Below are 23,584 nucleotides of genomic sequence, written 5' to 3'. Positions count from 1 at the left end.
CATCGCGCGCAGCCGTCGACGCGGGCTTCGTGCCGAACGACTATCAGGTCGGCCAGACCGGCAAGATCGTCGCGCCGCAACTGTACGTCGCGGTCGGCATCTCGGGTGCGATCCAGCATCTCGCCGGTATGAAGGACTCGAAGGTCATCGTCGCGATCAACAAGGACGAAGAAGCGCCGATCTTTAGCGTGGCCGACTACGGCCTCGTCGGCGATCTGTTCGCCCTCGTGCCGGAACTCGTGAAGGAACTCGGCTAAGCGCCGCGGCGGCTGAACAGGCCGCCGAAAATAAGCGAAGGGCGCAGGACCGACCGAGTCCCGCGCCCTTTTTTCATATCAAGGGAGGAGAACCGAAATGAGCTATACGGCGCCCATCAAGGACATGCTGTTCGTGATGAAAGAACTGGCCGGACTCGAAGACATCGCGAAGCTGCCCGGCTTCGAAGACGCAAACTTCGACACGGCGCGGGCCGTGCTCGGCGAGTCGGCGAAACTGTGCGGCGAAGTGCTGGCGCCGTTGAACGTCGACGGCGATCGCAACCCGAGCAGCTGGAAGGATGGCGTCGTCACCGCGACGCCCGGTTTCAGAGACGCGTTCCGCCAGTTCACCGAAGGCGGCTGGCAGGGTGTGCAGCATCCGCTCGACTATGAAGGGCAGGGGCTGCCGAAGCTGATCGGGACGCCATGCGTCGAAATGCTCAACGCGTCGAATCTGTCGTTCGCGTTGTGTCCTTTGCTGACCGACGGCGCGATCGAAGCACTCTTGACCGCCGGCAGCGAAGCGCAGAAACAGACCTTCGTGCCGAAGCTGATCTCGGGCGAATGGACCGGCACGACGAACCTGACCGAGCCTCAGGCGGGCTCGGATCTCGCGCTCGTGCGCACGCGCGCCGAGCCGCAGGCCGACGGTTCGTTCAAGCTGTTCGGCACGAAGATTTTCATTACCTGGGGCGAGCACGACATGGCGAAGAACATCGTTCATCTCGTCCTTGCGCGCACGCCCAACGCGCCCGATGGTGTAAAGGGCATTTCGCTGTTCCTCGTGCCGAAGTTTCTCGTCAACCAGGACGGCTCGCTCGGTGAGCGCAACGATGTGCATTGCGTGTCGATCGAGCACAAGCTCGGCATCAAGGCGAGCCCGACCGCGGTGCTGCAGTTCGGCGATCACGGCGGCGCGCTCGGCCAGCTGATCGGTGAAGAGAATCGCGGCCTCGAATACATGTTCATCATGATGAATGCCGCGCGTTTCGCGGTCGGCATGCAAGGGGTCGCGATCTCGGATCGCGCGTATCAGAAGGCGGTCGCGTATGCGAAGGAGCGCGTGCAGAGCCGTCCCGTCGATGGCTCCGCGAAGCAGTCGGTCGCGATCATCCAGCACCCGGACGTGCGCCGCATGCTGTCGACGATGCGCAGCCTTACCGAGGCGTCGCGCGCGCTCGCGTACGTCGCGGCCGCGCATTGCGATATCGCGCATCGTCATCCCGACGAAGCGACGCGCGCGAAGCATCAGGCGATCTACGAATACCTGGTGCCGATCGTGAAGGGCTGGAGCACGGAGCTGTCGATCGACGTGACGAGCCTCGGCGTGCAGGTGCATGGCGGCATGGGCTTCATCGAGGAAACCGGCGCCGCGCAGTACTACCGCGACGCGCGCATTCTGCCGATCTACGAAGGCACGACCGCGATCCAGGCCAACGACCTGATCGGTCGCAAGACGCTGCGCGACGGCGGCAAGGTCGCGAAGGAACTGCTCGCTGGCATCGCCGAAACGGTTGAAGCGCTCGGCGCGCAGCAGGGCGCGGCGTTCGCGTCGATGCGGACGCAACTCGCTGAGGGTCAGCGTGCGCTCGGCTCGGTCGTCGATTTCGTCGTCGCGAATGCGAAGGGCGATCCGAATGCGGTGTTCGCGGGCAGCGTGCCCTATCTGAAGCTCGCCGGCATCGTGTTGGGCGGCTGGCAGATGGCCCGTGCGCAGCTTGCCGCGGCGGCGAGGCGCGACGAGGATCCCGCGTTTCATGACGCGAAGATCGCGACCGCGCGGTTTTACGCCGAGCATGTGCTGCCGCAGGCGGCGGCGCTCGAAGTGGCGATCGTCAGCGCGAAGGGTGGCGAGGGCGTGCTGGCTTTGTCGGAAGACCAGTTCTGAGCATGCCTCGATGCCTGCCGCGATTGCGGCGGCACATTGAAAAGCAAACGGCGCCTCGCAAGGCGCCGTTTGCTTTTGCAGTTGCTGTTTGTTGCCGCGTGCGCTTGCGGCCAATGCCGCGTTAGCGCACGCGCTAGAACTCACGCATACGCCGGCCGATGTTCGCCCGCCGTCTCGCCGAGATAGCGATGCACCGACAGATCGTCCGCGCGAATCGCCGGTTGCTTGCCTGACATCAGGTCGGCGAGCAACTGGCCCGAGCCGCACGACATCGTCCAGCCGAGCGTGCCGTGGCCGGTGTTCAGGAACAGGTTCGGCACCGGCGTGCGGCCGACGATCGGCGTGCTGTCCGGCGTCATCGGCCGCAGACCGGTCCAGAACGTCGCCTTCGACGTGTCGCCGCCGCCCGGGAACAGGTCGTTCACCGAAAGCTCGAGCGTCTTGCGGCGCGCCTCGCGCAGTGATTTGTCGAAGCCGACGACCTCAGCCATGCCGCCGACGCGAATCCGGTCATCGAAGCGCGTGATCGCGATCTTGTAGGTCTCGTCCAGCACGGTCGACACCGGCGCGGCAGCCGAGTCGACGATCGGCGCGGTGATCGAATAACCCTTCAGCGGATAGACCGGAATCTTCACGATGCCGTCGAGGAAGCGCGTCGAGTACGAGCCGAGCGCGACCACGAACGAATCCGCGCGCACCAGTTCGCCGCCGCACTGCACGCCGGCGATGCGGCCGCCCGTCATCGCGAGTGCGTCGATCGGCGTGTTGTAGCGGAACTTGACGCCCAGCTGCTCGGCGAGCGCCGCGAGGCGCGTCGTGAACATCTGGCAGTCGCCGGTTTCGTCGCCCGGCAGGCGCAGGCCGCCGGTGAGCTTGTGCGACACCGCGGCGAGCGCCGGTTCGGCCTTGCCGAGTTGGTCGGCGCTCAGCAGTTCGTACGGCACGTTGGCTTCCTGCAGCACGGCGATGTCTTTCGCTGCGCCGTCGAACTGCTGCTGCGTGCGAAATACCTGCAGCGTGCCGCCGGTGCGGCCTTCGTACTGGATGCCGGTGTCGGCGCGCAGCGCCTGCAGGCAGTCGCGGCTGTATTCGGCGAGCCGCACCATGCGGCCCTTGTTCACCGCATAGCGCGGCGCCGTGCAGTTCTGCAGCATCTGCCACATCCATTGCAGCTGGAATGCGGTGCCGTCGAGGCGGATCGCGAGCGGGGCGTGCTTCTGGAACATCCACTTGACGGCCTTCAGCGGCACGCCCGGCGCGGCCCACGGCGACGCGTAGCCCGGCGAGATCTGGCCCGCGTTGGCAAAGCTGGTTTCGAGCGCCGGGCCGGCCTCGCGATCGATGACGGTCACTTCGTGACCGGCGCGCGCGAGGTAGTACGCGCTTGTTACACCGACGACGCCACTGCCCAAAACGACGACTCGCATAGCTGCTCCAGATATCCAAGAATTGAGTGAGGGCAACGCGCGCTTCGATGGATTCGATCTGATTCGATTCAACGAGCTGCAACGTGAGGTGAAATGCCGTCTGCCCAGTGATAACCGCTATACTATTAACTGCGAAGCAGGTTTTGTTATCGTATTTTCATCATTTTCAGCAAAAACACCATGCGTACCCAGCGCCATCCCGTGCGGGCTCTCGATAAGCTCGATCACAAGATCCTGCGGCTCCTGCAGCAAGACGGCCGTATGGCGATGAAGGACCTGGCGGAACGGGTCGGTTTGTCGGTGACGCCGTGCATCGAGCGCGTCAAGCGGATGGAGCGCGACGGCGTGATCACCGGCTACTACGCGCGCGTGAACCCGGCCGAGCTGGGCGCGGCGCTGCTGGTGTTCGTCGAGATCACGCTCGATCACAAGAGCGGCAACATGTTCGACCAGTTCCGGCGCGAGGTGCAGAAGATCCCCGAGGTGCTCGAGTGCCACCTCGTATCGGGCGATTTCGACTATCTGATCAAGGCGCGCATCGGCGAAATGGCCGATTACCGCAAGCTGCTCGGCGACATCCTGCTGCAGTTGCCGGGGGCGGTGCAGTCGAAGAGCTATGTGGTGATGGAGGAAATCAAGGAGACGCTGACGATCGCGGTGACCGACTAAGTGTCGATCGCTGACGGGATTGGCCGCGCATCTCGCGGGCAACGAAGTGCTCGACAAACGGCGTAAACACTGTATATTTATACAGGTGTTTGCGCCGTTTTCCTTTTGCGCTTCCAGTTTGCGTTTGCTCTGCGTGGCCCACCGTGGATGATCCCGACACCCCTGACATTCCCGAATTTCCGATCGCGCCGCCGGCGCCTCGCAAGGGGCGTGGTGCGGTCACGAACCTGCAAGGCCGCTATGAAGTCGACCAGCGCGAGGCCGTCGACGACGGCTGGCAGGCGGCCGGCGATGACGGTGAGCCGAAAGTGCTGCGCACGCAGGTGTTCGAGGAGCGCGCGAAAACCATCCTCACACGCAACGCGTCGCCCGACATTCCGTTCAATGTGTCGCTGAATCCGTATCGCGGTTGCGAGCACGGCTGCATCTATTGCTTCGCGCGGCCCACGCACAGCTACCTCGGGTTGTCGCCGGGGCTCGATTTCGAGAGCCGCATCTACGCGAAGATCAACGCGCCCGAACTGCTCGAGCGGGAACTGTCGAAGAAATCATATGTGCCCGAGGCGATTGCGCTCGGCGTCGCGACAGACGCATGGCAGCCGGCCGAACGCGACTTGCGGCTTACGCGGCGGGTGATCGAGGTGCTCAGCGAGCGCAATCACCCGTTCGCGGCGATCACCAAGTCGTCGCTGATCGAGCGCGACATCGACCTGCTCGCGCCGATGGCGGAGCGCGGCCAATTCATGGCGGCGATCACCATCACCACGCTGGACGCCGACATCGCGCGCACGCTCGAACCGCGTGCAGCCACGCCGTCGCGCCGGCTACGCACGATCCGTACCCTCAGCGAGGCGGGTATTCCGGTCGGCGTCAGCATCGCGCCGGTGATCCCGTTCATCACCGAACCGGACATGGAGCGCGTGCTCGAAGCATGCGCGGAAGCGGGCGCCAGCAACGCGAGCTATATCGTGCTGCGATTGCCGTGGGAGGTCGCGCCGCTGTTCAAGGGTTGGCTGAGCGCACACTTCCCGGATCGGGCCGAGCGCGTGATGCACCGTGTGCACGACATGCGGGGCGGCAAGGATTACGACTCGTCGTTCTCGACCCGCATGAAGGGAGAGGGCTTATGGGCGGATCTGCTCAAGCAGCGATTTCACAAGGCCGCGCGCCGGTTGGGGCTGAGCGGACGTGACCGCGGCATTCTCGACATGTCGCAGTTTCGCCGGATCGAGTCGCCGCGCGCCGAGCAGGCAAGCGAACCGGCTCGCGACAATCCGCAACTGAGGCTTTTCTAGCGTGCGGGAATACCTGCTGGTCCCGCTACGGTGCGTTACTGCGAAATTGCTTTGGCCGCTTCGACCTGGCTTTCGAAGTAGGTCTGAAATGCGAGCGCGAGACCGGTCATCAGCAGAAACGCACCGATCAGCAGCGAAAAGATCACGACGAAAATGACGGTCCAGCCGGAGCGGCTTTTGCGTTGCGTGTGGGCGTTGAATTGTGCATCCCATTTCTGATCCGGGCGTAGCCCGTAGACGAGCGCGGCCAGAAACGCGGCGAACAGCGAAACCGCGCCGATCGACGCGAGCACCCAGCCGAGGATCGACGCGCGCTCGGTCGCGATCAGCAGCATCACGCCGGGAGTGCCGATCAGCGTGCCGAGCAGATGGGCCCAGCCGAAGATGTCCCGCATGCCATGCAGATAGAAGCGGTGGGCGCCAAGGCTGCCGAACAGGAACGCCAGCGCGGCGGTGAGCGTCTTGGATCTGAAGCGCGGGGAGGTCGAGGCAATGGTGGACATGAACGCGTGGGCAGAGTGACAGGCGGTCGAAAGGAGCGGCGCGCCGCAGGACGTGGACCGACGCGCATTCTACGCCTGCGGCGGGCGGGTGGTCACGTTGAGGGCGAGCGCCCGCGCTGAAAGCGCGGTGGCGAAACGCGCCGGACCTGGCTGAAGACTGGTGCAGCCTCTCAGCCACACGCGCATGCATCCGCGCGCTACGGCGCCGAATATGTGACGCGATAGATCGCGCCGGCGGTATCGTCGCTGATCAGCAGCGAACCGTCCGGCAGCGGCAGCACGTCGGCGGGACGGCCCCACACCGATTCGCCGGGTTGCAGCCAGCCTTCGGCAAAGACTTGCTGGCGTGCGTGGCTGCCGTCAGGGTCGGTGATCACGCGCACCACGCGGTAGCCGACCTTCTTGCTGCGGTTCCAGGAGCCGTGCTCGGCGATGAAGATGTTGTTGCGATAGTCGGCCGGAAACATCGGGCCGTCGTAGAAGCGCATGCCAAGCGCCGCCACGTGCGCGCCAAGCTTGACCACGGGCGGCGTGAATTCGCTGCATGGATGATCCTTGCCGAACTCGGGGTCGGGCGTGTCGCCGCCGTGACAGTACGGAAAGCCGAAGTTCATTCCGACTCGTGACGCGCGGCTGAGCTTGTCGCTCGGAACGTCGTCGCCGAGCAGGTCGCGACCGTTGTCGGTGAACCACAGTTCGTGGGTGACCGGATGCCACGCGAAGCCGACCGAATTGCGGATGCCGCGCGCGACGACCTCGTAGTGGCTACCGTCCGGGTCCATGCGGCCAATCAGCGCGAAGCGGTCCGGATCTCTCTGGCAAATGTTGCACGGCGCGCCTTGCGGCACGTACAGCTTGCCATCCGGGCCGAACGCGATGAATTTCCAGCCGTGATGCGTGTCGGTCGGCAGCTTGTCAGTGACGACGAGCGGTTTCGGCGGATCGTTCAGGTGCGAGTCGATCGCATCGAAGCGCACGATTTTCGACACGGCCGACACGTACAGCGCGCCATCGTGCCACGCTACGCCGGTTGGCATCTGCAGCCCGGACGCGATCACGTGGCGGCCCGTCACGCGGCCGTTTCGCAGTTCCAGCGCATAGACGTGCCCATCCTCGCTGCCCACGTACAGAATGCCCTTGGGCGAGAACGTCATCGCGCGTGCGCTCGGCACGTCGTCCGACAACACCTCGATGTGAAAGCCCGGCGGTAGTTTGATTTTTTCGATGGGTAGCGCGGCGTTTGCGGTCAACGCCTGCGCGGTGAGCAACGTGGCCGCCGCCACGCGTAGAATCCGGCTGCGCGGGGTGCGCGAAACTCCAGCAAAGCGCACGAAAAAGGCAAAAAAGGCGAATCGAAACAGGAGGTTCGGCTGGCGTTGCACACGCGCTCCTTCAGATAATTCGGGCGTTTGAGCGGGGTTGCGCACCTCTTGTAGAAGGCCGGTGCGGCCCGGTTGCTCAGTTTATCCCGGTAAGTGTTTGTTATGGCGTCGGTTTCCCGCTATAATCGCGTGTTTCAGTCGTTCCGAACCCCGGTTTTCAAGGATTCTAGTATGGTCATCATCCGCTTGGCTCGTGGCGGCTCCAAGAAGCGCCCGTTCTACAACATCGTCGCCACCGACTCGCGTAGCCGTCGTGACGGCCGCTTCATCGAGCGCGTCGGTTTCTACAACCCGGTCGCTACGAAGGGCGAATCCCTGCGTATCGCTCAGGATCGCCTGACGTACTGGCAAGGTGTTGGCGCGCAACTGTCGCCGACCGTCGAGCGTCTCGTGAAGGAAGCCCAAAAGGCCCAGCCGGCTGCTTGATATGGCGGCCCGCAGGCGTATCGTCGTCGGTTCAGCCGGCGGCTCGCGCAACTCGCGTGAGCAGTCCGATGCGCGATTTGTTTTACTGAAGCAGACGCCAAAGCAGGCTGCGAAGTTGTCGTCGAGGTTATTCGATGTCTGAGCGTGATTCCGGCAGTTCTGGTACCGCCAAGGCAGCTTCGCGCGCAAAGGCGTCTGGTCAGGCGTCGTTCGGTGCATTCGTCCGCAAGCCGGTCGAACGAACCGACGGCAAGGCGAAAGAGGCGCAAGCCAACGTCGCGAACGCTGCTTCCGAAGCTGCAGAAATGCGTATCGAAACGGCGGCGAGCTGGCCGGCCGATGCGGTCGAGGTGGGCGCGATCGTCGACGCCTATGGTCTCAAAGGATGGGTCAAGGTAGCCGCGCACGCGGATGCCGGGCAGGGCGGAGACGCCTTGCTGAGCGCGCAGCGCTGGTGGTTGCTGAAAGGCCAGGAGCGCAAATCGACGCCGTCCTTGCAGGCCAAAACGCATAGCGACAGCGTGGTCGCCCGTCTGGGTGGTGTCGCTGACCGCGATGTAGCGCTGGCTTTGCGCGGCTCTCGCGTGTACATCAGCCGTAGCGAATTTCCGGCGCTCGAAGCAGATGAATTCTACTGGGTCGATTTGATCGGCCTGGACGTGGTGAATCTCGCTGGGCTCAGCCTCGGCAAGGTCGCCAGCATGATCGACAACGGCGCGCAGTCGGTGCTGCGCATCGAGTATCCGGCTACCGATAAAAGCGGCAAGCCGATCGCAGGCGAGCGTTTGATCCCGTTCGTCGGCGTCTTTGTCAAAACTGTGGACCAGACGGCTAAGCAGATCGTCGTCGACTGGGAAGCAGACTATTGAAATCTATCGTTGAGTGGGGAGAGCGATGCAGTTCGATGTCGTGACGCTCTTTCCAGAAATGTTCCGCGCGCTGACTGACTGGGGTATCACCAGCCGGGCCGCGAAGCAGCAGCGTTATGGGTTGCGTACGTGGAATCCGCGCGATTTCACGACCGACAACTACCGCACGATCGACGATCGCCCGTACGGCGGAGGCCCCGGCATGGTCATGTTGGCTCGGCCCCTCGAAGATGCGATCACGGCCGCGAAAGCGGCGCAGTCGGAGCAGGGCATCGGTGCGTCGCGCGTCGTTATGATGTCTCCGCAAGGCGCGACGCTGAATCACGAGCGCGTGATGAAGTTCGCGGCCGAACCCGGTCTGATCCTGTTGTGCGGGCGTTACGAAGCGATCGACCAGCGTTTGCTCGACCGTGTCGTCGACGAAGAAGTCAGCCTTGGCGACTTCGTGTTATCGGGCGGCGAGCTGCCCGCAATGGCGTTGATGGATGCGGTCGTGCGTCAGTTGCCCGGAGTGCTGAACGACTCGCAGTCGGCGGTGCAGGATAGTTTCGTCGACGTGCTGCTCGATTGTCCGCACTACACACGTCCCGAGGAATACGAGGGCGTGCGGGTTCCCGATGTGCTGCTCGGCGGCCATCATGCGGAAATCGAAGCGTGGCGGCGGCGCGAAGCACTGCGCAACACGTTGAACAAACGGCCCGATCTGATCGTGAAGGCCAGAAAGAACAGAATGCTGAGCCGTGCCGACGAGGCGTGGCTCGCAAGTCTCGCGAAGGAAGAGCCGAAGGCCTGAGGCTCCGGTCTTTCGAGCGGACAAGAGGCGGTGCCGTACATGCGTGTGCGGTGCCAGATGTGAACCCATCCTCTATCGGGGCCGTAGCCCAACGCAGCAAGCGCGGGCAGGTACGAACGCCGACAAGATGGATCTAGGAGTCAGTGATGAATCTGATTGCAAAACTCGAGCAGGAAGAAATCGCGCGCGTTCTCGGCGAAAAGACCATTCCGGATTTTGGTCCGGGCGATACGGTCATCGTCAGCGTGAACGTGGTTGAAGGCACGCGTAAGCGTGTGCAGGCTTACGAAGGCGTCGTGATCGCCAAGCGTAACCGTGGTCTGAATTCGTCGTTCATCGTCCGCAAGATTTCGTCGGGCGAAGGCGTCGAGCGTACGTTCCAGACGTATTCGCCGCTGCTGGCAAGCATCGTCGTCAAGCGTCGCGGCGATGTGCGTCGTGCGAAGCTGTACTATCTGCGCGAGCGTTCGGGCAAGTCGGCTCGAATCAAGGAAAAGCTGGTCTCGAAGGACCGCGCTGCTTCCGAAGCGTAACTGCTGTAAGAAAAAGCACCCCTCGCGGGTGCTTTTTTGTTGGCCAGGTCAAAATAGCGGCATGTCCCCGCTCATCAGAGAGACCCGTTGATCCGCCCCGTCTTTGAGCCCGAAACTCTGCCTGTCATCGCGACGGGCGCCGATCTGCCACCGGTCACGGGCGAGCGTCTGACGCCCGATGCACTGCGGGCGCGCTTCGATCGGCAACTTGCCTGGACCCCTGAGAAGATCGCCGATGCGCCGTGGCGCAACACCGACCTCGATCCACGCGTGGCCGCGGTGCTGGTGCCGCTCGTCGTGCGCGCGCGAGGCGTTACCGTGTTGCTCACGCAGCGCGCGGACCATCTGAGCGATCACGCCGGCCAGGTGAGTTTTCCCGGCGGCCGCCAGGAACCGTTCGACGCCGATGCGACTGCCACGGCGCTGCGCGAAGCGCGCGAAGAGGTGGGTCTCGACGCTTCGCGCGTCGAAGTTCTCGGCGCGTTGCCCGACTATCTGACTGGCACCGGCTTTCGCGTGTCACCGATCATCGCTCTCGTGCACCCGCCGTTCTCCCTGGAGATCGATCCGCTCGAAGTGGCCGAGGTTTTCGAAGTGCCGCTCGCGTTCCTGATGGACCCGTCCAACCATGAAGAGCGGCTGTTCCGCTACGAGGGCGGGGAGCGCCGCTTCTTCGCGATGCCGTATCCGCGCGGCGAATTGACGGTGGCTCCGGAAGCCGCCGAGCAGCACGGCCCGCAACACGCGCAGACGGCCACGCCAGCGGCCGTGCAAAGCGGCCAGCATTTCATCTGGGGCGCGACGGCCGCGATGCTGCGCAACCTGTATCGGTTCCTCGCCGCATGATTGATATGACCCGCATCGACGCGCCGACGATGCGAGTTGCGCGGACGACGCACTTGTCGGCGCTTTGTCAGCGTCCGCGTTCAGACTCATCCGACCCTGTGCTATCGTTATAAAACAATCGTAAAAACTTAAAAAGCACGGCGCATCGCATGACTTTTTTCTCCGTATTGCTGGCTCTGATCATTGAACAGGTACGCGCGCTCTCGCCGAACAATCCGGTGTCCGCGTTGCTTCAATACCATGCGGAGTCGGCGGCGCACGGATTCGATGCCGGCAAGCAACGTCACGGTCTGCTCGCGTGGCTCGTCGTGGTGGTGCCTTGGACGCTGGCGGTCGCGCTCGTCTACTACGTGCTGTATCACATTCACTTCATGCTCGCGTTCCTGTGGAACGTCGTGGTGCTTTACTTCACGCTCGGCTTTCGGCAGTTCAGCCATTACTTCACCGACATCCATCTCGCGTTGAACAACGATGACGTGCCGCACGCGCGCGAAATTCTCAACGAATGGACCGGGCTCGAGACAGTCGACATGCCGGTCAGCGAAATCGTGCGTCACACGCTGATTCACGCGGTGGTCGCGTCGCATCGCCACGTGTTCGGCGTGTTCTTCTGGTTCCTGATTCCGGTCGGTCCTGCCGGCGCGGTGCTGTACCGTTGCGCGGAATACCTCGCGCGCGCATGGGCGCGGCCGGCCGACGACCGCACCGTCGCGTTTTCGAGCTTCGCGCAGCGTGCGTTCTTCGTGATCGACTGGGTGCCGGCGCGGCTGACGTCGCTGGGCTTTGCGATCGTCGGCAATTTCGAGGATGCGATTTACGCGTGGCGCAATCATGCGCGGCAGTGGCCCGATACGAACGACGGCGTGTTGCTCGCCGCGGGCAGCGGGGCGCTCGGCGCGCGCCTGGCCGGGCCACTCGCGGAGCCGTCGAGCCTCGACGCGCTCGCCACTGGCGATGGCGGTCCGATGCAAGTCGGCGACGACTGCACGCCGCGCACGCTGCAATCGGCGGTGGGCCTCGTGTGGCGCGCAGTCGTGCTGTGGATGATCCTGCTGTTGATGCTGACCATCGCGGTGTGGCTCGCCTGAAGCGGCCCACGCACGCGCGCAGCGCAAGAAAAAGCCGGGCATTACCCGGCTTTTTTAATTCCCGACGACGCTTCACCCCTTCAACGGATCGCGCACAGTCCCGCATTGCCAGCATACGGTGAACTGCGCCTCGAGCATCTCGCCGCACTGCTGACATTGCCATTGCGGCGCGCCTGGCGCCGGTCCTCGCGACGCCGCTTCGATCAGCCGCCGCGCGACCGCCTCATCGCGTTCATCGACCAGCCACAGCTCCGGGGCGCATTGATCGGCCGGAATCTCGCCGAGCGCGCCGTTCAGATAGCGGTTATGCAGCTCGCACGCGATGCCCGCGGTCTCCAGCACATTGACCCAATGCTGTCCGATGATCAGGTTCGGCGCGCGCATCAGTTTCATGTCAGCGGACTATCTGGCTCGCCTCGTGCACGAGTTGCGCATAAAGCGCATGCCGTTCGCGGCGGATCCGGCCGTCGGCGACTGCTTCGAGGATCGCGCAGCCAGGCTCGTGCAGATGATGGCAGTTGTAGAAACGGCAGTTCGGCAGCAGCGGTCGGAACTCGGGGAACGCGCGTTCGAGCCGGCCTTCGGTCAGATGGTGCAGGCCGAATTCCTGGAAGCCCGGCGAGTCGATCAGCGCACCGGCCGCGCCGTTGACGTGATTCACATCGGCCGTACCCGCCGACGGAGGCAGCGGATAAAGACGCGTGAACGTCGTCGTATGGCGCCCGCTGTTCAACGCGGTCGAGATCTCGCGCGTCGCCACTTCGGCATCGGGAATCAGCAGGTTCACGAGCGTCGATTTGCCCATGCCGGACTGACCGAGCAACAGCGTCGCGTGACCGTGCAGATGCTCAGTCAGCGTGGCGCGGGCGGCCTCGGGCTGCATGCGGATCGACACTTCGAGCACCGGATAGCCGAGCGCGCGATACGGCTCGAGCCGCTTGCGCGCGCCGTCCAGAGCAGCGGTAACGTCGATCTTGTTCAGCACGATCAGCGGCTTCAGTTCGTTCGCCTCGGCGGCGACGAGCGCGCGGCCGAGCAGATCCTCGCTGAAATGCGGCTCGGTCGCGAGCACGATCAGCAGCTGATCCAGGTTCGCGGCGAACAACTTCGACTTGTACTGGTCCGAGCGATACAGCAGATTGCGCCGCTCGCCGATCTCGACGATCACGCCTTGGTCCGCGGAAGTCGGCTCGTAGATCACGCGATCGCCGACCGCGACCTCGCTGCGCTTGCCGCGGGGGAAACATTGCAGCAGCGCGCCGCCGTCTTCAGGCGCGACCAGATAGTGGCGGCCGTGCGCGGCCACCACGAGGCCGCCCGTGCGCGCGCCGTGCATGCCGGACCCGGCACCGCGCGCCGCTTTTTTCGGAGCGCGGCCGCTCATGCGTGCTGCAGCAGTCGGTCGATCCGCTGCGAGGCTGGCGGATGCGAATAGTAGAACGCGGTGTAGAGCGGATCGGGCGTCAATGTCGACGCGTTGTCCTCATACAGCTTGACGAGCGCGTTGATCAGATCGTGCGCGTCTGTTTGCGACGCGGCGAACGCGTCGGCTTCGAACTCGTGCTTGCGCGAGCTGAGGCTGCCGAGCGGCGTGACGAAGAACATGAACACCGGCAGCGCGAGGAAGAACAGCACGAGCGCGAGTCCGCTGTTGCCGCCAATGAGCGACGGCCGCACGCCGAGCCCTTCGTAGAACCACACGCATTGCGTCAGCCAGCCGAGCAGCGCGAGCATCGCGAGGCTGATCGCGAACGTGACGAGCATGCGCTTCATCACGTGACGACGCTTGAAGTGGCCGAGCTCGTGCGCGAGCACCGCCTCGATCTCGCGGCCGGACAGCCGCGCGAGCAGTGTGTCGAAGAACACGATGCGCTTGCTCGCGCCGAAGCCGGTGAAGTACGCGTTGCCGTGCGCCGAACGGCGGCTGCCGTCCATCACGAACAGCCCCTTCGCGGCGAAGCCGCAGCGCTTCATCAGCGCCTCGATGCGGGTCACGAGCGCTTCATCTTTCAGCGGCTCGAACTTGTTGAAGAGCGGCGCGATAAAGGTCGGGAAAATCAGCAGGCCGAACATCTGGAACGCGACCCACACGACCCATGCCCACAGCCACCACAGGTTGCCCGCGCGGTTCATCAGCCACAGCACGACGAACAGCAGCGGCAGGCCGAACGCGATGCCGAGCAGCGCGCCCTTCAGGCGGTCCAGGAAGAACAGGCTCTTGCTCATGCGATTGAAGCCGAAGCGCTGCTCGACGCCGAACTGCCGGTAGTAGTCGAACGGCAGGTCGATCGCGCTCGTGATCGCGATCACGGCGGCAACCAGCACGATCTGGCCGACGTAGCCGCGGCCGAGCCAGTCGGAGATCGCGAGATCGAGCATCTGCACGCCGCCGAGCAGCGTGAGCCAGATCAGGACGACCGCGCCGACGACGATCTCGACCATCGCGAGCCGCGTGCGCTCGACGGTGTAGTCGGCCGCGCGCTGATGCGCAGTGAGCGCGATGGTGTTCACGAACTGGCTGGGCACCTGTTCGCGATGCGCGACGACGAAGCGGATCTGCCGCGATGCGAGCCAGAGTTTGGTGCCGACCATCGCGATGACGGCGACGATGAAGAGGGCGGTGAAGTACAGGGTAGGCATCCGAGGATTCCGTGGTATCTATGCGAGAATTATATGTTTCTTCCCGCCTCAGGGCGGAGATACGGTTTAACGCGACGGTTTAACGCATTAGCTCCGGGCAGCAGTTCAAGGCGGCGCTTCAGCGCGGCCGGCCCGGCTCGAACCGCGCGAATCCATTTCAAACGAACACATGCCGCGCCGCGCGGGTTTGCAGCGAAGCCCGCGGCGCGGCCCTCAGGGTTGCCTTCATGACTGACATCCTCGCATCCACCGAACAGCCGCCGCTCGTGCGCAGCGACATGAATCTCGTCTGGCTGGACATGGAAATGACCGGGCTCGAGCCCGACTCCGACCGCATTATCGAGATCGCGGTGGTGGTGACGAATTCGACGCTCGACAGGATGGTCGAAGGTCCAGTGCTCGCGATTCATCAGAGCGATGAGACGCTCGCGAAGATGGACGAGTGGAACCAGAACACGCATGGCCGCTCGGGGCTGATCGATCGCGTGAAGGCGTCGACGGTTAGCGAGGCCGATGCGACCGCGCAGATTCGCGAATTCCTCGGCCAGTACGTGCCGCCGGGCAAGTCGCCGATGTGCGGCAACTCGATCTGCCAGGACCGCCGCTTCATGGCGCGCTGGATGCCGGACCTGGAGAGCTTCTTCCACTACCGCAACCTCGACGTGAGCACGCTGAAGGAGCTGTGCCGGCGCTGGCAGCCGGTGATCTACAAGGGCTTCCAGAAGCGCGCGATGCACACCGCGCTGGCCGATATTCACGAGTCGATCGACGAACTGAAGTACTACCGCGAGCATTTCCTCGTGCCGTCGGCGCCCGACGCCGCCGCGAGCGGCAAATAAAGCGCGGGCCTGCACCGGCAGGCCCCAATCCTCGAACCTCAGTCCTGCCGCGGCGCGCGTTGCGCGCTTTTCGGCCGGAACGCCTTCACGACGTCGGCGTTGGTTTCCACGTAAGGCCCGCCGATCAGGTCGATACAGTAGGGCACCGCCGCGAAAATCCCCGGCACCTTGACCACGCCGTCATCGCGCAGGCCTTCCAGCGTTTCCCGGATCGATTTCGGCTGGCCGGGCAGGTTGATGATCAGCGCGGCGTGCTGCGCCGTTTCGCGGATCACCGCGACCTGGCGTGACAGGATCGCGGTCGGCACGAAATTCAGGCTGATCTGCCGCATCTGCTCGCCGAAGCCGGGCATCTCCTTCGTCGCCACCGCGAGCGTCGCCTCGGGCGTCACGTCGCGGCGCGACGGGCCGGTGCCGCCAGTCGTCAGCACCAGATCGCAGCCCACTTCGTCGACCAGTTCGATCAGCGTCGCCGAAATGGTCGGCGCGTCGTCGGCGATCAGCCGCGTGACGACTTGCCACGGCGAGCTCAAGGCCGCGCCGAGCCATTCCTGCAGCGCCGGAATGCCCTTGTCCTCGTACACGCCCGTCGACGCGCGGTCGCTGATCGACACGAGGCCGATCACGATTTCGTCGGGGTGGTTACGTTGCTTATGTTGATCAGGCGTCGCGGTCGTCATCGTCGTGTTCCGGGGCGAGGTCAGCGTCTTCGGCTTCGTCGCCGGCGCCGGCTGCGTTCTTGATCCACTGGAACAGCTCGCGGAAATAGCGCGGCGGCTTGCTCTGCTGCGCTTCCTTGCGCGCGTTGCGGATCAGCGTGCGACCCTGCTGCGGGTCGGCGGCCGGGTGCTGGCGGATGAACTCGGTCAGTGCGGCGTCGTCGGCAAGCAGCTTTTCGCGGGTGCGTTCGATCCAGTGGAGCTTCGCCGTTTCCGTCTTGTTGACGCCGTTGTAGGTGTCGAGCGCGGTACGCAGCGCGGCGGTTTCGGTATCGAGCAGCGAGCGCATCACGCGGCCGACGTACTGGATCTGGCGGCGCTTGCCTTCATGATCGGTGATGCGGCGCGCTTCGCGCACGGCTTCGTCGAGCTTTTCGGGCATCGGCATGCGCTTGAGCGCGTCTTTCGGCAGCGCGACGAGCGCCGCGCCCAGATCCTGCAACGCCTGCATTTCGCGTTTGACCTGGGACTTGCTCGGACGATCGTAGCCGTTTTCGTCGACTTCCGTGACGACGGATTCGATCGGTTGAATGCGGGTTTTGCGTGTCATGGCGGTATTGTAACTTGCCGCGCCGGCCCGACCCGCGGCGGCGCGTACCTTGCTATGATCGCGGGATGCATTTATCCCGCACCCGCGCGCCTCGCGCCGAACACGGTGCGCATACCCTGGGCCGCGCGGCCCCAACAGGACGGCAACCACAATGGCAGCAGACATGGACGTCAAGCAGCGCTTTTTTCCGCATACCCAGGATGAGCTGAAGGAAATCGCCTCGGACATCCTCCGTCACGCGAAGGCGCTCGGCGGTACCGACGCCGCAACCGAAATCTCCGAGGGCGACGGCCTGTCCGTCTCCGTGCGGCGCGGCGAAGTCGAGACGATCGAGCACAACCGCGACAAGATGGTCGGCGTGACGGTGTTCATCGGCAACAAGCGCGGCAACGCGAGCACCTCGGACTTCTCGCCGCAGGCGTTGAAGGACACGGTCGCGGCCGCGTACAACATCGCGCGCTTCACCGCCGAAGACGATTGCGCGGGCCTCGCCGAAGCCGAACTGCTCGAAACCGCGCCGCGCGACCTCGATCTGTATCACCCATGGAATCTGTCGGCCGACGAAGCCGTCGAAATCGCGCGCCGCGCCGAAGACGCCGCGTTCGCGACCGATCCGCAGATCAAGAACTCCGAAGGCGCGTGCGTGTCGGCGCAGCACTCGCAGTTCGTGCTGGCGACCTCGCGCGGCTTCCTCGCCGGCTATCCGTATTCGCGCCACTACATCGCGTGCGCGCCGATCGCCGGCAGCGGCCGCAACATGCAGCGCGACGACTGGTACACGTCGACGCGCAGCGCCGGCGAACTCGCCGATCCCGAGGCAGTGGGCCGTTACGCGGCGCAGCGTGCGCTCGCGCGCATCGGCGCGCGCGGCCTCGATACGCGCAAGGTGCCGGTGCTGTTCGAAGCGCCGCTCGCGGCGGGCCTGCTCGGAGCATTCGTGCAGGCGACGAGCGGCGGCGCGCTGTATCGCAAGACTTCATTTCTGGTCGACAGCCTCGGCAAGCCGGTGTTCGCGCCGCACGTGCAGGTGGTCGAAGATCCGCACGTCGCGCGCGCGATGGGCAGCGCGCCGTTCGACGAGGAAGGCGTGCGCACGCACCAGCGATCGGTCGTGAAGGACGGCGTCGTCGAGGGTTACTTCCTGTCCACCTACTCGGCGCGCAAGCTCGGCATGAAGACCACCGGCAACGCGGGCGGCTCGCACAACCTGTCGCTGCTCAGCTCGAACACGCGTCCCGAAGACGACTTCGAGGCGATGCTGAAGAAGCTCGGCACCGGTCTCTTGCTGACCGAGCTGATGGGGCAGGGCGTCAACTACGTGACGGGCGACTACTCGCGCGGCGCGTCGGGCTTCTGGGTCGAGAACGGCAAGATCCAGTACCCGGTCGAGGAGATCACGGTCGCGAGCACGCTGCAGGAGATGTTCCGCCATATCGTCGCGATCGGCGCGGATACGATCACGCGCGGCACCAAGCAGACCGGCTCGGTGTTGATCGAACGGATGACGATCGCGGGGCAGTAAGCCGGGCGGCGCGTTTCGGCGCCGCCTCGTATCAAACGAAAACGCCACGCAGCTCAACGTTGCGTGGCGTTTTTTTATTGCATGCCGTGGCGCGTGCCGTCAGACGTCCTTGCGTTGATAGGTGACGAACGCGTAATCGAAGTCGTTCGGCGCATTCGAGTGATGCGCTTCACGCGCGATTTCTTCCCACACGTGCGGGTCGATCGCAGGGAAGGTCGCATCGCCGGGGAAGTCGGCGGCGATTTCGGTGACGATCAGCTTGTCCGCGTGGCGCAGCCCTTCGTCGTACAACTCCGCGCCGCCGATCAGAAACGCCTGCGGCGCCTGGTCCTGCGAGGCGAGCGCGAGCGCTTCGTCGAGATTGGTCGCAGTGTCGCAGCCCTGAAAACGCCGCGAGCCATCGCGCGTGACGACGATGTTGCGGCGTCCGGGCAGCGGCCGGCCGATCGATTCATGCGTCTTGCGGCCCATGATGATGGGCGCGCCCATCGTCGTGCGCTTAAAGAACTTGAGGTCTTCGGGCAGTCGCCAGGGCAACTGGTTGTCGCGGCCGATCACGCCGTTGCTGGCGCGAGCGACGATCAGGGTGAGCGTCGTCATCGAATGGAAAGAGGAGGGTAACCGGGCGATTCTACCCGACGCTCCGATGCGCACCGATGCCCGCCCGCCGCTCAGCCGCCGTTCAGCCGCCGCTCACCCTCCCGCCGGCCCGTCCGTGGCGAGCCCTTCCTTGTCATCGGCGCCGCCCGGTTCGCGCAAACCGTGCACGCCCATCAGCCGATACAGCGTCACGCGCGAAATGTTCAGATCCACCGCCGCCTCGTTCAAGCGGTGCCGGTGGCGCAGCAGCGCGGCCTCGATCGCGCGCTTCTCGGCGGCCTCGCGCGCCTGCGTGAGCGTCATGCTTTGCTGTTCGGTAAAACCGGCGAGGTCGAGATCGTCGGCTGAGATCAGCTTGTTCTCGGCCATCACGATCGCGCGGCGCACGCGGTTGATCAGCTCGCGCACGTTGCCGGGCCAGTTGTAGTTGTAGAGCGCCTCGATCGCCGACGGCGTGAAGCCGCGAATCTTGCGCGCGTTGTCGGTCTTGAACTTGTGCAGGATGTGGTACGCGAGAATCTCGATGTCCCGCGCACGCGCGCGCAGCGGCGGCTCGTCGACGCGCAGCACGCACAGGCGATGAAACAGGTCCGCGCGGAACTGGCCGTCGCGCATCGCGCCCTCGAGATCGACGTGGGTCGCCGAGATGATGCGCACGTCGACCGGAATCGATTCGCGTGCGCCGAGCCGCTCGATCTTGCCTTCCTGCAGAAAGCGCAGCAGGCTCGCCTGGCTTTCGAGCGGCAGGTCGCCGATCTCGTCGAGAAACAGCGTGCCGCCGTCGGCCGCCTCGACTCGGCCGATCTTGCGCTGATTCGCGCCGGTAAAGGCGCCGCGCTCGTAGCCGAACAGTTCGGATTGAAGAAGGTGATGCGGAATCGCGCCGCAGTTGATCGGCATGAACGGCGCCTTGCGGCGCGGCGAGCGCTCGTGGATCGCCAGCGCGGTCAGCTCCTTGCCGGTGCCGGATTCGCCCGCGATGAACACGCTCGCGTCGGTGTTCGCGACCTTGCGGATCGTGCGAAAGAGCTGCTGCATCGCCTCGCAGGTGCCGACCATTTCCTCGTCGCCTGCTTCGCCGGCGGGCGGCGGGAATTCCGGGTCGCACAGCGTGACCATGCCGAACGCGTGGCCGGCCAGATAGTCGATCGTCGCGTGCGCGACCGGCAGCTTCACGAAGTCGAAGCAGTAGTGGCGCACGAGGCGTCGCACCAGCGGATCGTTGAGCCGCTCGTTGCTCGCGAGCGCGATCCAGCCGATCTGCTGCTGACGCAGGCTCGCCTCGAGTCCGCCGATGTCGCGCGGCGCGAAGCTCGCCAGATCGACGATGCCCGCGCACGCGAGGTCCGGCTTCAAGAGCCGCCCGAGTTCGTGCGCCGAGCGCGCGGCCGCGACCTGCCAGCCGCGGCTTTTCAGATGCGCGATCAAAGTTTCGTCAGGAGTGCGCGCGACGTATAGCAGCTGTCGCGCGACGCCTGGCATCGCGGCGCTCGCTTGGGCGCCGGTTTCATTGCTCGCCGGTGGAGCGGCTGCCGGCGCCGCGAGCGGCAGATGCGATCCCGCTGCCGCGACGGAAGTCACACTGCTCAGATGAGGTGATTCACGCACGTTCGACCTCGTATCGTTGGCACGTCAGAAGGTGTACGGAAAGCGCACGCCGACCACGAAGTTCGGCGCGTCGGGTGTGAGTCCGATCGATACCGAGCCGTTGATGGTCAGGTGCTTGTTCACGACGTGGTTCAGGCCAAAATTCATCGCCGCGGCCGTGGTCTCGCTGCCCGGCACCTTCTGGTAGCTGCCGCCCGGCGCCTTGGTCTGCGACTCGGGTTCGAGCGCCATCGTGAACGACACGCTGGCCGAATCCTTGTCGGAGAACGCGAGCGCGACGCCGCCGCCGAACTGGACGATATCGCCGAGCTTGACCGTCGCCGGTTCGGTTTGTCCCTGCACCGACGAAATGTCCGCGAACGAACGCGCGAGGTTGTAGGTGTAGGAAACGCTGCCGAACAGCACGACCGGGTCGTAGGTCTTCAGCACCGACAGACCCGCGGTGATGTTCCAGAAACCGGTGCCGGTCGGTAGTCGGGTCGGCGCGACGAGGTTGGTGTTGTCCGCGTCGACCTGCACGACTTTTTCGCCGAACGGCGAGCTGCCGGTCGGCGCCTTCACGCGCAGACTGCCGACCACGTCCGGCAGCGCGTTGGTTTCCCTGACGAACTGATAGTAGATGCCGAAATTCACGTCGCCGATGTCGTGGCTCGACACCGTCGCGTCCGACAGCGTGCTCGCCGCGCCGCCCGCGCCGCCGACGATGAAGGTGCTGCGCCGGTACACGTACGGCACGTCGACGTCGACGTTGATGCGGTCGGACACGCCGTAGCGCGTGTCGAGGTCTGCCATCACCTGATGCGACTTGGTCTGGCCGAGGTTGATGTTGCCGAGGAAGATCGCATCGAGCGCGAGGAAGCCCGACAACTGCAACTGGCGACGGTCGTAGTAGGTGTCGCTGATGCCGAAGTCCATCGTCAGCTTGTGGTCGAACAGTGGCGCATGCTCGCGCTGCACGACCGCCTGCTCGGCCTGGGTGCGCACCGGTTCGTTCGCGCGCTGGGTCTGGCCGACCGCGCCGCTGCCGTCGGTGGCGGCGGGCAGGCCGCCGGCGCTGGCGTTGCCCGCGTTGCTGCCGTCCGGTGTCGGCGGATTGACCGGCACGCCGGTCGCGGTGCCGGTGGTGCCCGCCGGCGCGGGCGCGCCAGGCGCGATCTGCGCGAGCGGCGGCAGCGGCACCGGCAGGCCGTCGGCGCCGGGCTGCTCGGCCACCGTGCCGCTGCCCGCCGGAGCGCCGGCGCCCGGCACGCCGCGGCCGCGTTGCGCCATCTCGAGTTCGGTGACCTGGCGTTCGAGCGAATGGATTTGCCGCTGCTGCTCGTCGACGACGCGCATCAGCGTATTCAGACGGTCCTCCACGGATTGACCGGCGAGCGCCTGCGCGCTCGCCGGCTGAGAAAGAGCCCAAAGCATGACGGCGGCCGGAATGGCCGCGAGAGCCATGCGCGGCACCCTGGTCGATGACACTTTTTTCATTTTTTGCTCCCCCGGTGGTCCGGCCGCGCGGTGCTGCCTGCGCGGCCTTCTCTTCACTGCTTGTGGTGCAACTGGCGGGTGACGGCCCCGCGCCGTTATCTCCTGTTTTGCAGTGCCTGCAGTACGCCCAACTGACGAAGCATCGAAGCCGACATCTGCTGGGTTTGCAGATGCAGTTGCAGGGCGTTGGCGACTTGCTGGTTATTGCCTGCGATCTGCAGCAACTGGGCGATCTGCCCGTTGCTCGGCGCGATGGTCTGGGTGGCGAGCCCAGCGGGTGTCTGCAGCGCGACGTTCACGCCGTTGCTGCCGAACGAAATGCCGGCTTTCACGGAGCCGGTCGAATTGCTGGCCGTCGCCGACGGCGCGTTGGCGGAGCCCGTCAGCGTCGCGGCGCTGTTATTGAAGTCGATCAGCGCGGAGTTGGTGCCGCTGTTGCGATCGCCCGCGACCTGGGTAACCTGCGACACGCCGTTGACGCCGATGCTCTGGCCGCCGCGCGCCTGCGCATTCGGGTTGGCGCCCGAATCGCCTGCATGGCCGTGCGTGCCGCCGCTCACGCTCGCGAACGTGCTGACGGAACTCGTGAGTTGGCCGCCACCGTTCTGTACCGCGCTCAGCGAGCCTTGAGCGAGCGCGCTCGCGCCGTTGGGCAAGCGCCATTGCGAAATGACGTTCAGCATGAAGCCGGAGATCATCGTCGCGCCGGCGTATTTGCCGGTCTGGGTCGCGAGCACATCGTCGCCGACCAGTTGCACTCGCAGCGGCTCGGCGCCTGGCTCGGACCGTATCGAAAGTTCGGGAGCCGGTGGCGAGGCGGCGCCCTCCGAAGCATGGGCAACGCTGCTTGCGCCATAGGCGACGGCACAGAGCACTAACCCAAGCGGTGTGAGGTGTGACTTCATGGCTGGATCAGAACATGTCTGCCTTGTTCAAGCCGTACTCGAAAAAGGGCGTCGCCGCGCTGCCGGCCGCCAGCGCGGCAGCGCGCAGCTTCAGCGCGAGCGACTCGTTGTCCTGCAACAGCGGTGAATCCTCCCTGAAGGGTTTGCCGAGGACCGCGAACACGAGGCCGTTCCAGGTCTTCGCGAAGTCGTCTTCGAGCACGATGCGATTGCCGAGCGCCGGGTCCGCGATGAACACGCGGCCGTCCTGCGCATGCTTGACGATCACGAAATGCTCGTAGCCGTCGATGTTCATCAGGACCATCACGGGGATCTGAAGATGGTGGAGCGCGTCGACGTTGACGCGAAAGCCGCGGCCGCGCAGTCCGATGGTCTCGACGAAATGCTTCATGTCGAGCATCGAGAAGCCGTTCTTGACGACGACTTCGGGCGTAGAAAAAACCATCATCCGGCGGATCAGTTCGGTTTCCGGAATATCGATGCCGTAGCCGTACTTGAGGAGGGTGGCGAGCGCCGCCGCGCCGCAGCTGTAGTCGAACTGTTGATTGACGATGTGGTTGTAGCGCAGGTCCTTCATCGAACGGACCGTTTTCGTCAATGGCACGCCGACGAACGTGGACGTGTCGATGCTCGACTGTGCGGCGGCGTGATTCGCGCACAGCACATAGCCTGCCAGCGCTACGGCGAGCGGTAGCGCCGGGAACCCCTTAAACCCGGTCATGCTGGTCTCCTGCCCGATCCGCGCCGGC

At 64.8% G+C, this 23,584-nt stretch carries 25 protein-coding genes; 12 read left to right on the top strand and 13 right to left on the bottom strand.

The annotated features are described in order from the left end of the window. Positions 1–257, top strand: a 257-nt coding sequence (locus AB3X89_RS30460) for an electron transfer flavoprotein subunit alpha/FixB family protein (protein WP_368586587.1), incomplete at its 5' end; no start/stop codon positions are given. A 97-nt stretch (positions 258–354) separates the two neighbouring features. Next, positions 355–2,145, top strand: a complete 1,791-nt coding sequence (locus AB3X89_RS30455; RefSeq protein ID WP_368586586.1) for an acyl-CoA dehydrogenase — start codon at positions 355–357, stop codon at positions 2,143–2,145. A 140-nt stretch (positions 2,146–2,285) separates the two neighbouring features. Here AB3X89_RS30455 and AB3X89_RS30450 read toward each other — a convergent pair whose 3' ends face one another. Further along, positions 2,286–3,572 (bottom strand): D-amino acid dehydrogenase, encoded by a 1,287-nt coding sequence (locus AB3X89_RS30450; RefSeq protein ID WP_368586585.1) that lies wholly within the window; start codon positions 3,570–3,572, stop codon positions 2,286–2,288. 180 nt (positions 3,573–3,752) lie between these two features. Between AB3X89_RS30450 and AB3X89_RS30445 the strand changes: the two genes are divergently transcribed. After that, complete coding sequence (locus AB3X89_RS30445) at positions 3,753–4,241, top strand: Lrp/AsnC ligand binding domain-containing protein (RefSeq protein WP_013090122.1); 489 nt, start codon at positions 3,753–3,755, stop codon at positions 4,239–4,241. A 143-nt stretch (positions 4,242–4,384) separates the two neighbouring features. After that, complete coding sequence (locus AB3X89_RS30440; protein WP_368586584.1) at positions 4,385–5,536, top strand: PA0069 family radical SAM protein; 1,152 nt, start codon at positions 4,385–4,387, stop codon at positions 5,534–5,536. A 35-nt stretch (positions 5,537–5,571) separates the two neighbouring features. Here the strand turns inward: AB3X89_RS30440 and AB3X89_RS30435 are convergent, their stop codons facing one another. Continuing rightward, the gene (locus tag AB3X89_RS30435; RefSeq protein WP_368586583.1) at positions 5,572–6,039 is read right to left on the bottom strand and encodes a TM2 domain-containing protein; all 468 of its coding nucleotides are present in this window, start codon (positions 6,037–6,039) and stop codon (positions 5,572–5,574) included. 197 nt (positions 6,040–6,236) lie between these two features. Then, a complete protein-coding gene (locus AB3X89_RS30430) occupies positions 6,237–7,421 on the bottom strand; it encodes a sorbosone dehydrogenase family protein (RefSeq protein ID WP_368586582.1) in 1,185 nt (394 codons plus the stop codon). 171 nt (positions 7,422–7,592) lie between these two features. Between AB3X89_RS30430 and rpsP the strand changes: the two genes are divergently transcribed. The 6 genes from rpsP to AB3X89_RS30400 all read left to right on the top strand — a co-directional run bounded on the left by rpsP (position 7,593) and on the right by AB3X89_RS30400 (position 11,976). Beyond that, entirely contained in the window at positions 7,593–7,847 is a 255-nt protein-coding gene (gene rpsP / locus AB3X89_RS30425; RefSeq protein WP_013090118.1) for a 30S ribosomal protein S16, read from the top strand. Positions 7,848–7,981: 134 nt separating this feature from the next. Continuing rightward, positions 7,982–8,716 (top strand): ribosome maturation factor RimM, encoded by a 735-nt coding sequence (rimM, locus tag AB3X89_RS30420; protein WP_368586581.1) that lies wholly within the window; start codon positions 7,982–7,984, stop codon positions 8,714–8,716. A 25-nt stretch (positions 8,717–8,741) separates the two neighbouring features. After that, positions 8,742–9,509 (top strand): tRNA (guanosine(37)-N1)-methyltransferase TrmD, encoded by a 768-nt coding sequence (trmD, locus tag AB3X89_RS30415; protein WP_368586580.1) that lies wholly within the window; start codon positions 8,742–8,744, stop codon positions 9,507–9,509. Between the two features lie 146 nt (positions 9,510–9,655). Then, positions 9,656–10,042, top strand: coding sequence for a 50S ribosomal protein L19 (rplS, locus tag AB3X89_RS30410; protein WP_167050256.1), 387 nt, complete (start codon positions 9,656–9,658; stop codon positions 10,040–10,042). 87 nt (positions 10,043–10,129) lie between these two features. Beyond that, positions 10,130–10,888, top strand: a complete 759-nt coding sequence (locus AB3X89_RS30405; protein WP_368586579.1) for a CoA pyrophosphatase — start codon at positions 10,130–10,132, stop codon at positions 10,886–10,888. A 149-nt stretch (positions 10,889–11,037) separates the two neighbouring features. Then, entirely contained in the window at positions 11,038–11,976 is a 939-nt protein-coding gene (locus AB3X89_RS30400; RefSeq protein ID WP_368586578.1) for a CobD/CbiB family protein, read from the top strand. 72 nt (positions 11,977–12,048) lie between these two features. Here AB3X89_RS30400 and AB3X89_RS30395 read toward each other — a convergent pair whose 3' ends face one another. From AB3X89_RS30395 to AB3X89_RS30385, 3 genes are read right to left on the bottom strand one after another with little or no spacing between them, the layout of a single operon-like run. Then, positions 12,049–12,369, bottom strand: coding sequence for a DUF2007 domain-containing protein (locus AB3X89_RS30395; RefSeq protein ID WP_176380308.1), 321 nt, complete (start codon positions 12,367–12,369; stop codon positions 12,049–12,051). Between the two features lies 1 nt (position 12,370). Continuing rightward, entirely contained in the window at positions 12,371–13,360 is a 990-nt protein-coding gene (rsgA, locus tag AB3X89_RS30390; protein WP_368586577.1) for a ribosome small subunit-dependent GTPase A, read from the bottom strand. Further along, positions 13,357–14,616, bottom strand: coding sequence for a M48 family metallopeptidase (locus AB3X89_RS30385; RefSeq protein ID WP_368586576.1), 1,260 nt, complete (start codon positions 14,614–14,616; stop codon positions 13,357–13,359). The genes rsgA and AB3X89_RS30385 overlap by 4 nt, the downstream gene beginning before the upstream one ends. Before the next feature lie 227 nt (positions 14,617–14,843). Between AB3X89_RS30385 and orn the strand changes: the two genes are divergently transcribed. Continuing rightward, positions 14,844–15,455: an oligoribonuclease gene (orn, locus tag AB3X89_RS30380; protein ID WP_368586575.1), complete on the top strand. Its 612-nt coding sequence runs from the start codon at positions 14,844–14,846 to the stop codon at positions 15,453–15,455. 38 nt (positions 15,456–15,493) lie between these two features. Here orn and mog read toward each other — a convergent pair whose 3' ends face one another. Next, complete coding sequence (gene mog / locus AB3X89_RS30375; RefSeq protein WP_368586574.1) at positions 15,494–16,135, bottom strand: molybdopterin adenylyltransferase; 642 nt, start codon at positions 16,133–16,135, stop codon at positions 15,494–15,496. Continuing rightward, positions 16,116–16,724: a ribosome biogenesis factor YjgA gene (yjgA, locus tag AB3X89_RS30370; protein ID WP_152853923.1), complete on the bottom strand. Its 609-nt coding sequence runs from the start codon at positions 16,722–16,724 to the stop codon at positions 16,116–16,118. Before yjgA ends, mog begins: the two co-directional genes overlap by 20 nt. Before the next feature lie 151 nt (positions 16,725–16,875). On the opposite strand from yjgA, the gene pmbA reads away from it, so the two are divergent. Next, positions 16,876–18,246 (top strand): metalloprotease PmbA, encoded by a 1,371-nt coding sequence (pmbA, locus tag AB3X89_RS30365; RefSeq protein WP_368586573.1) that lies wholly within the window; start codon positions 16,876–16,878, stop codon positions 18,244–18,246. A 99-nt stretch (positions 18,247–18,345) separates the two neighbouring features. Here pmbA and AB3X89_RS30360 read toward each other — a convergent pair whose 3' ends face one another. From AB3X89_RS30360 to AB3X89_RS30340, 5 genes are all read right to left on the bottom strand, one after another. After that, the gene (locus AB3X89_RS30360) at positions 18,346–18,846 is read right to left on the bottom strand and encodes a dihydrofolate reductase (RefSeq protein WP_368586572.1); all 501 of its coding nucleotides are present in this window, start codon (positions 18,844–18,846) and stop codon (positions 18,346–18,348) included. A gap of 93 nt (positions 18,847–18,939) precedes the next feature. Then, on the bottom strand, positions 18,940–20,454 hold the full coding sequence (locus tag AB3X89_RS30355; protein ID WP_368586571.1) for a sigma 54-interacting transcriptional regulator: 1,515 nt from the start codon (positions 20,452–20,454) through the stop codon (positions 18,940–18,942). 24 nt (positions 20,455–20,478) lie between these two features. Continuing rightward, positions 20,479–21,930, bottom strand: coding sequence for a hypothetical protein (locus AB3X89_RS30350; RefSeq protein ID WP_368586570.1), 1,452 nt, complete (start codon positions 21,928–21,930; stop codon positions 20,479–20,481). 95 nt (positions 21,931–22,025) lie between these two features. Beyond that, on the bottom strand, positions 22,026–22,835 hold the full coding sequence (locus AB3X89_RS30345; RefSeq protein ID WP_368586569.1) for a peptidase C39: 810 nt from the start codon (positions 22,833–22,835) through the stop codon (positions 22,026–22,028). A 7-nt stretch (positions 22,836–22,842) separates the two neighbouring features. After that, on the bottom strand, positions 22,843–23,556 hold the full coding sequence (locus AB3X89_RS30340) for a C39 family peptidase (protein ID WP_368586568.1): 714 nt from the start codon (positions 23,554–23,556) through the stop codon (positions 22,843–22,845). Positions 23,557–23,584: the final 28 nt, after the last annotated feature.

The sequence above is a fragment of the Paraburkholderia sp. BR14320 genome (assembly GCF_040948665.1).
Classification (GTDB): domain Bacteria; phylum Pseudomonadota; class Gammaproteobacteria; order Burkholderiales; family Burkholderiaceae; genus Paraburkholderia; species Paraburkholderia youngii.
Note: the sequence above shows the minus strand (reverse complement) of the source record. Positions and strands in the feature narration are given on the sequence as shown.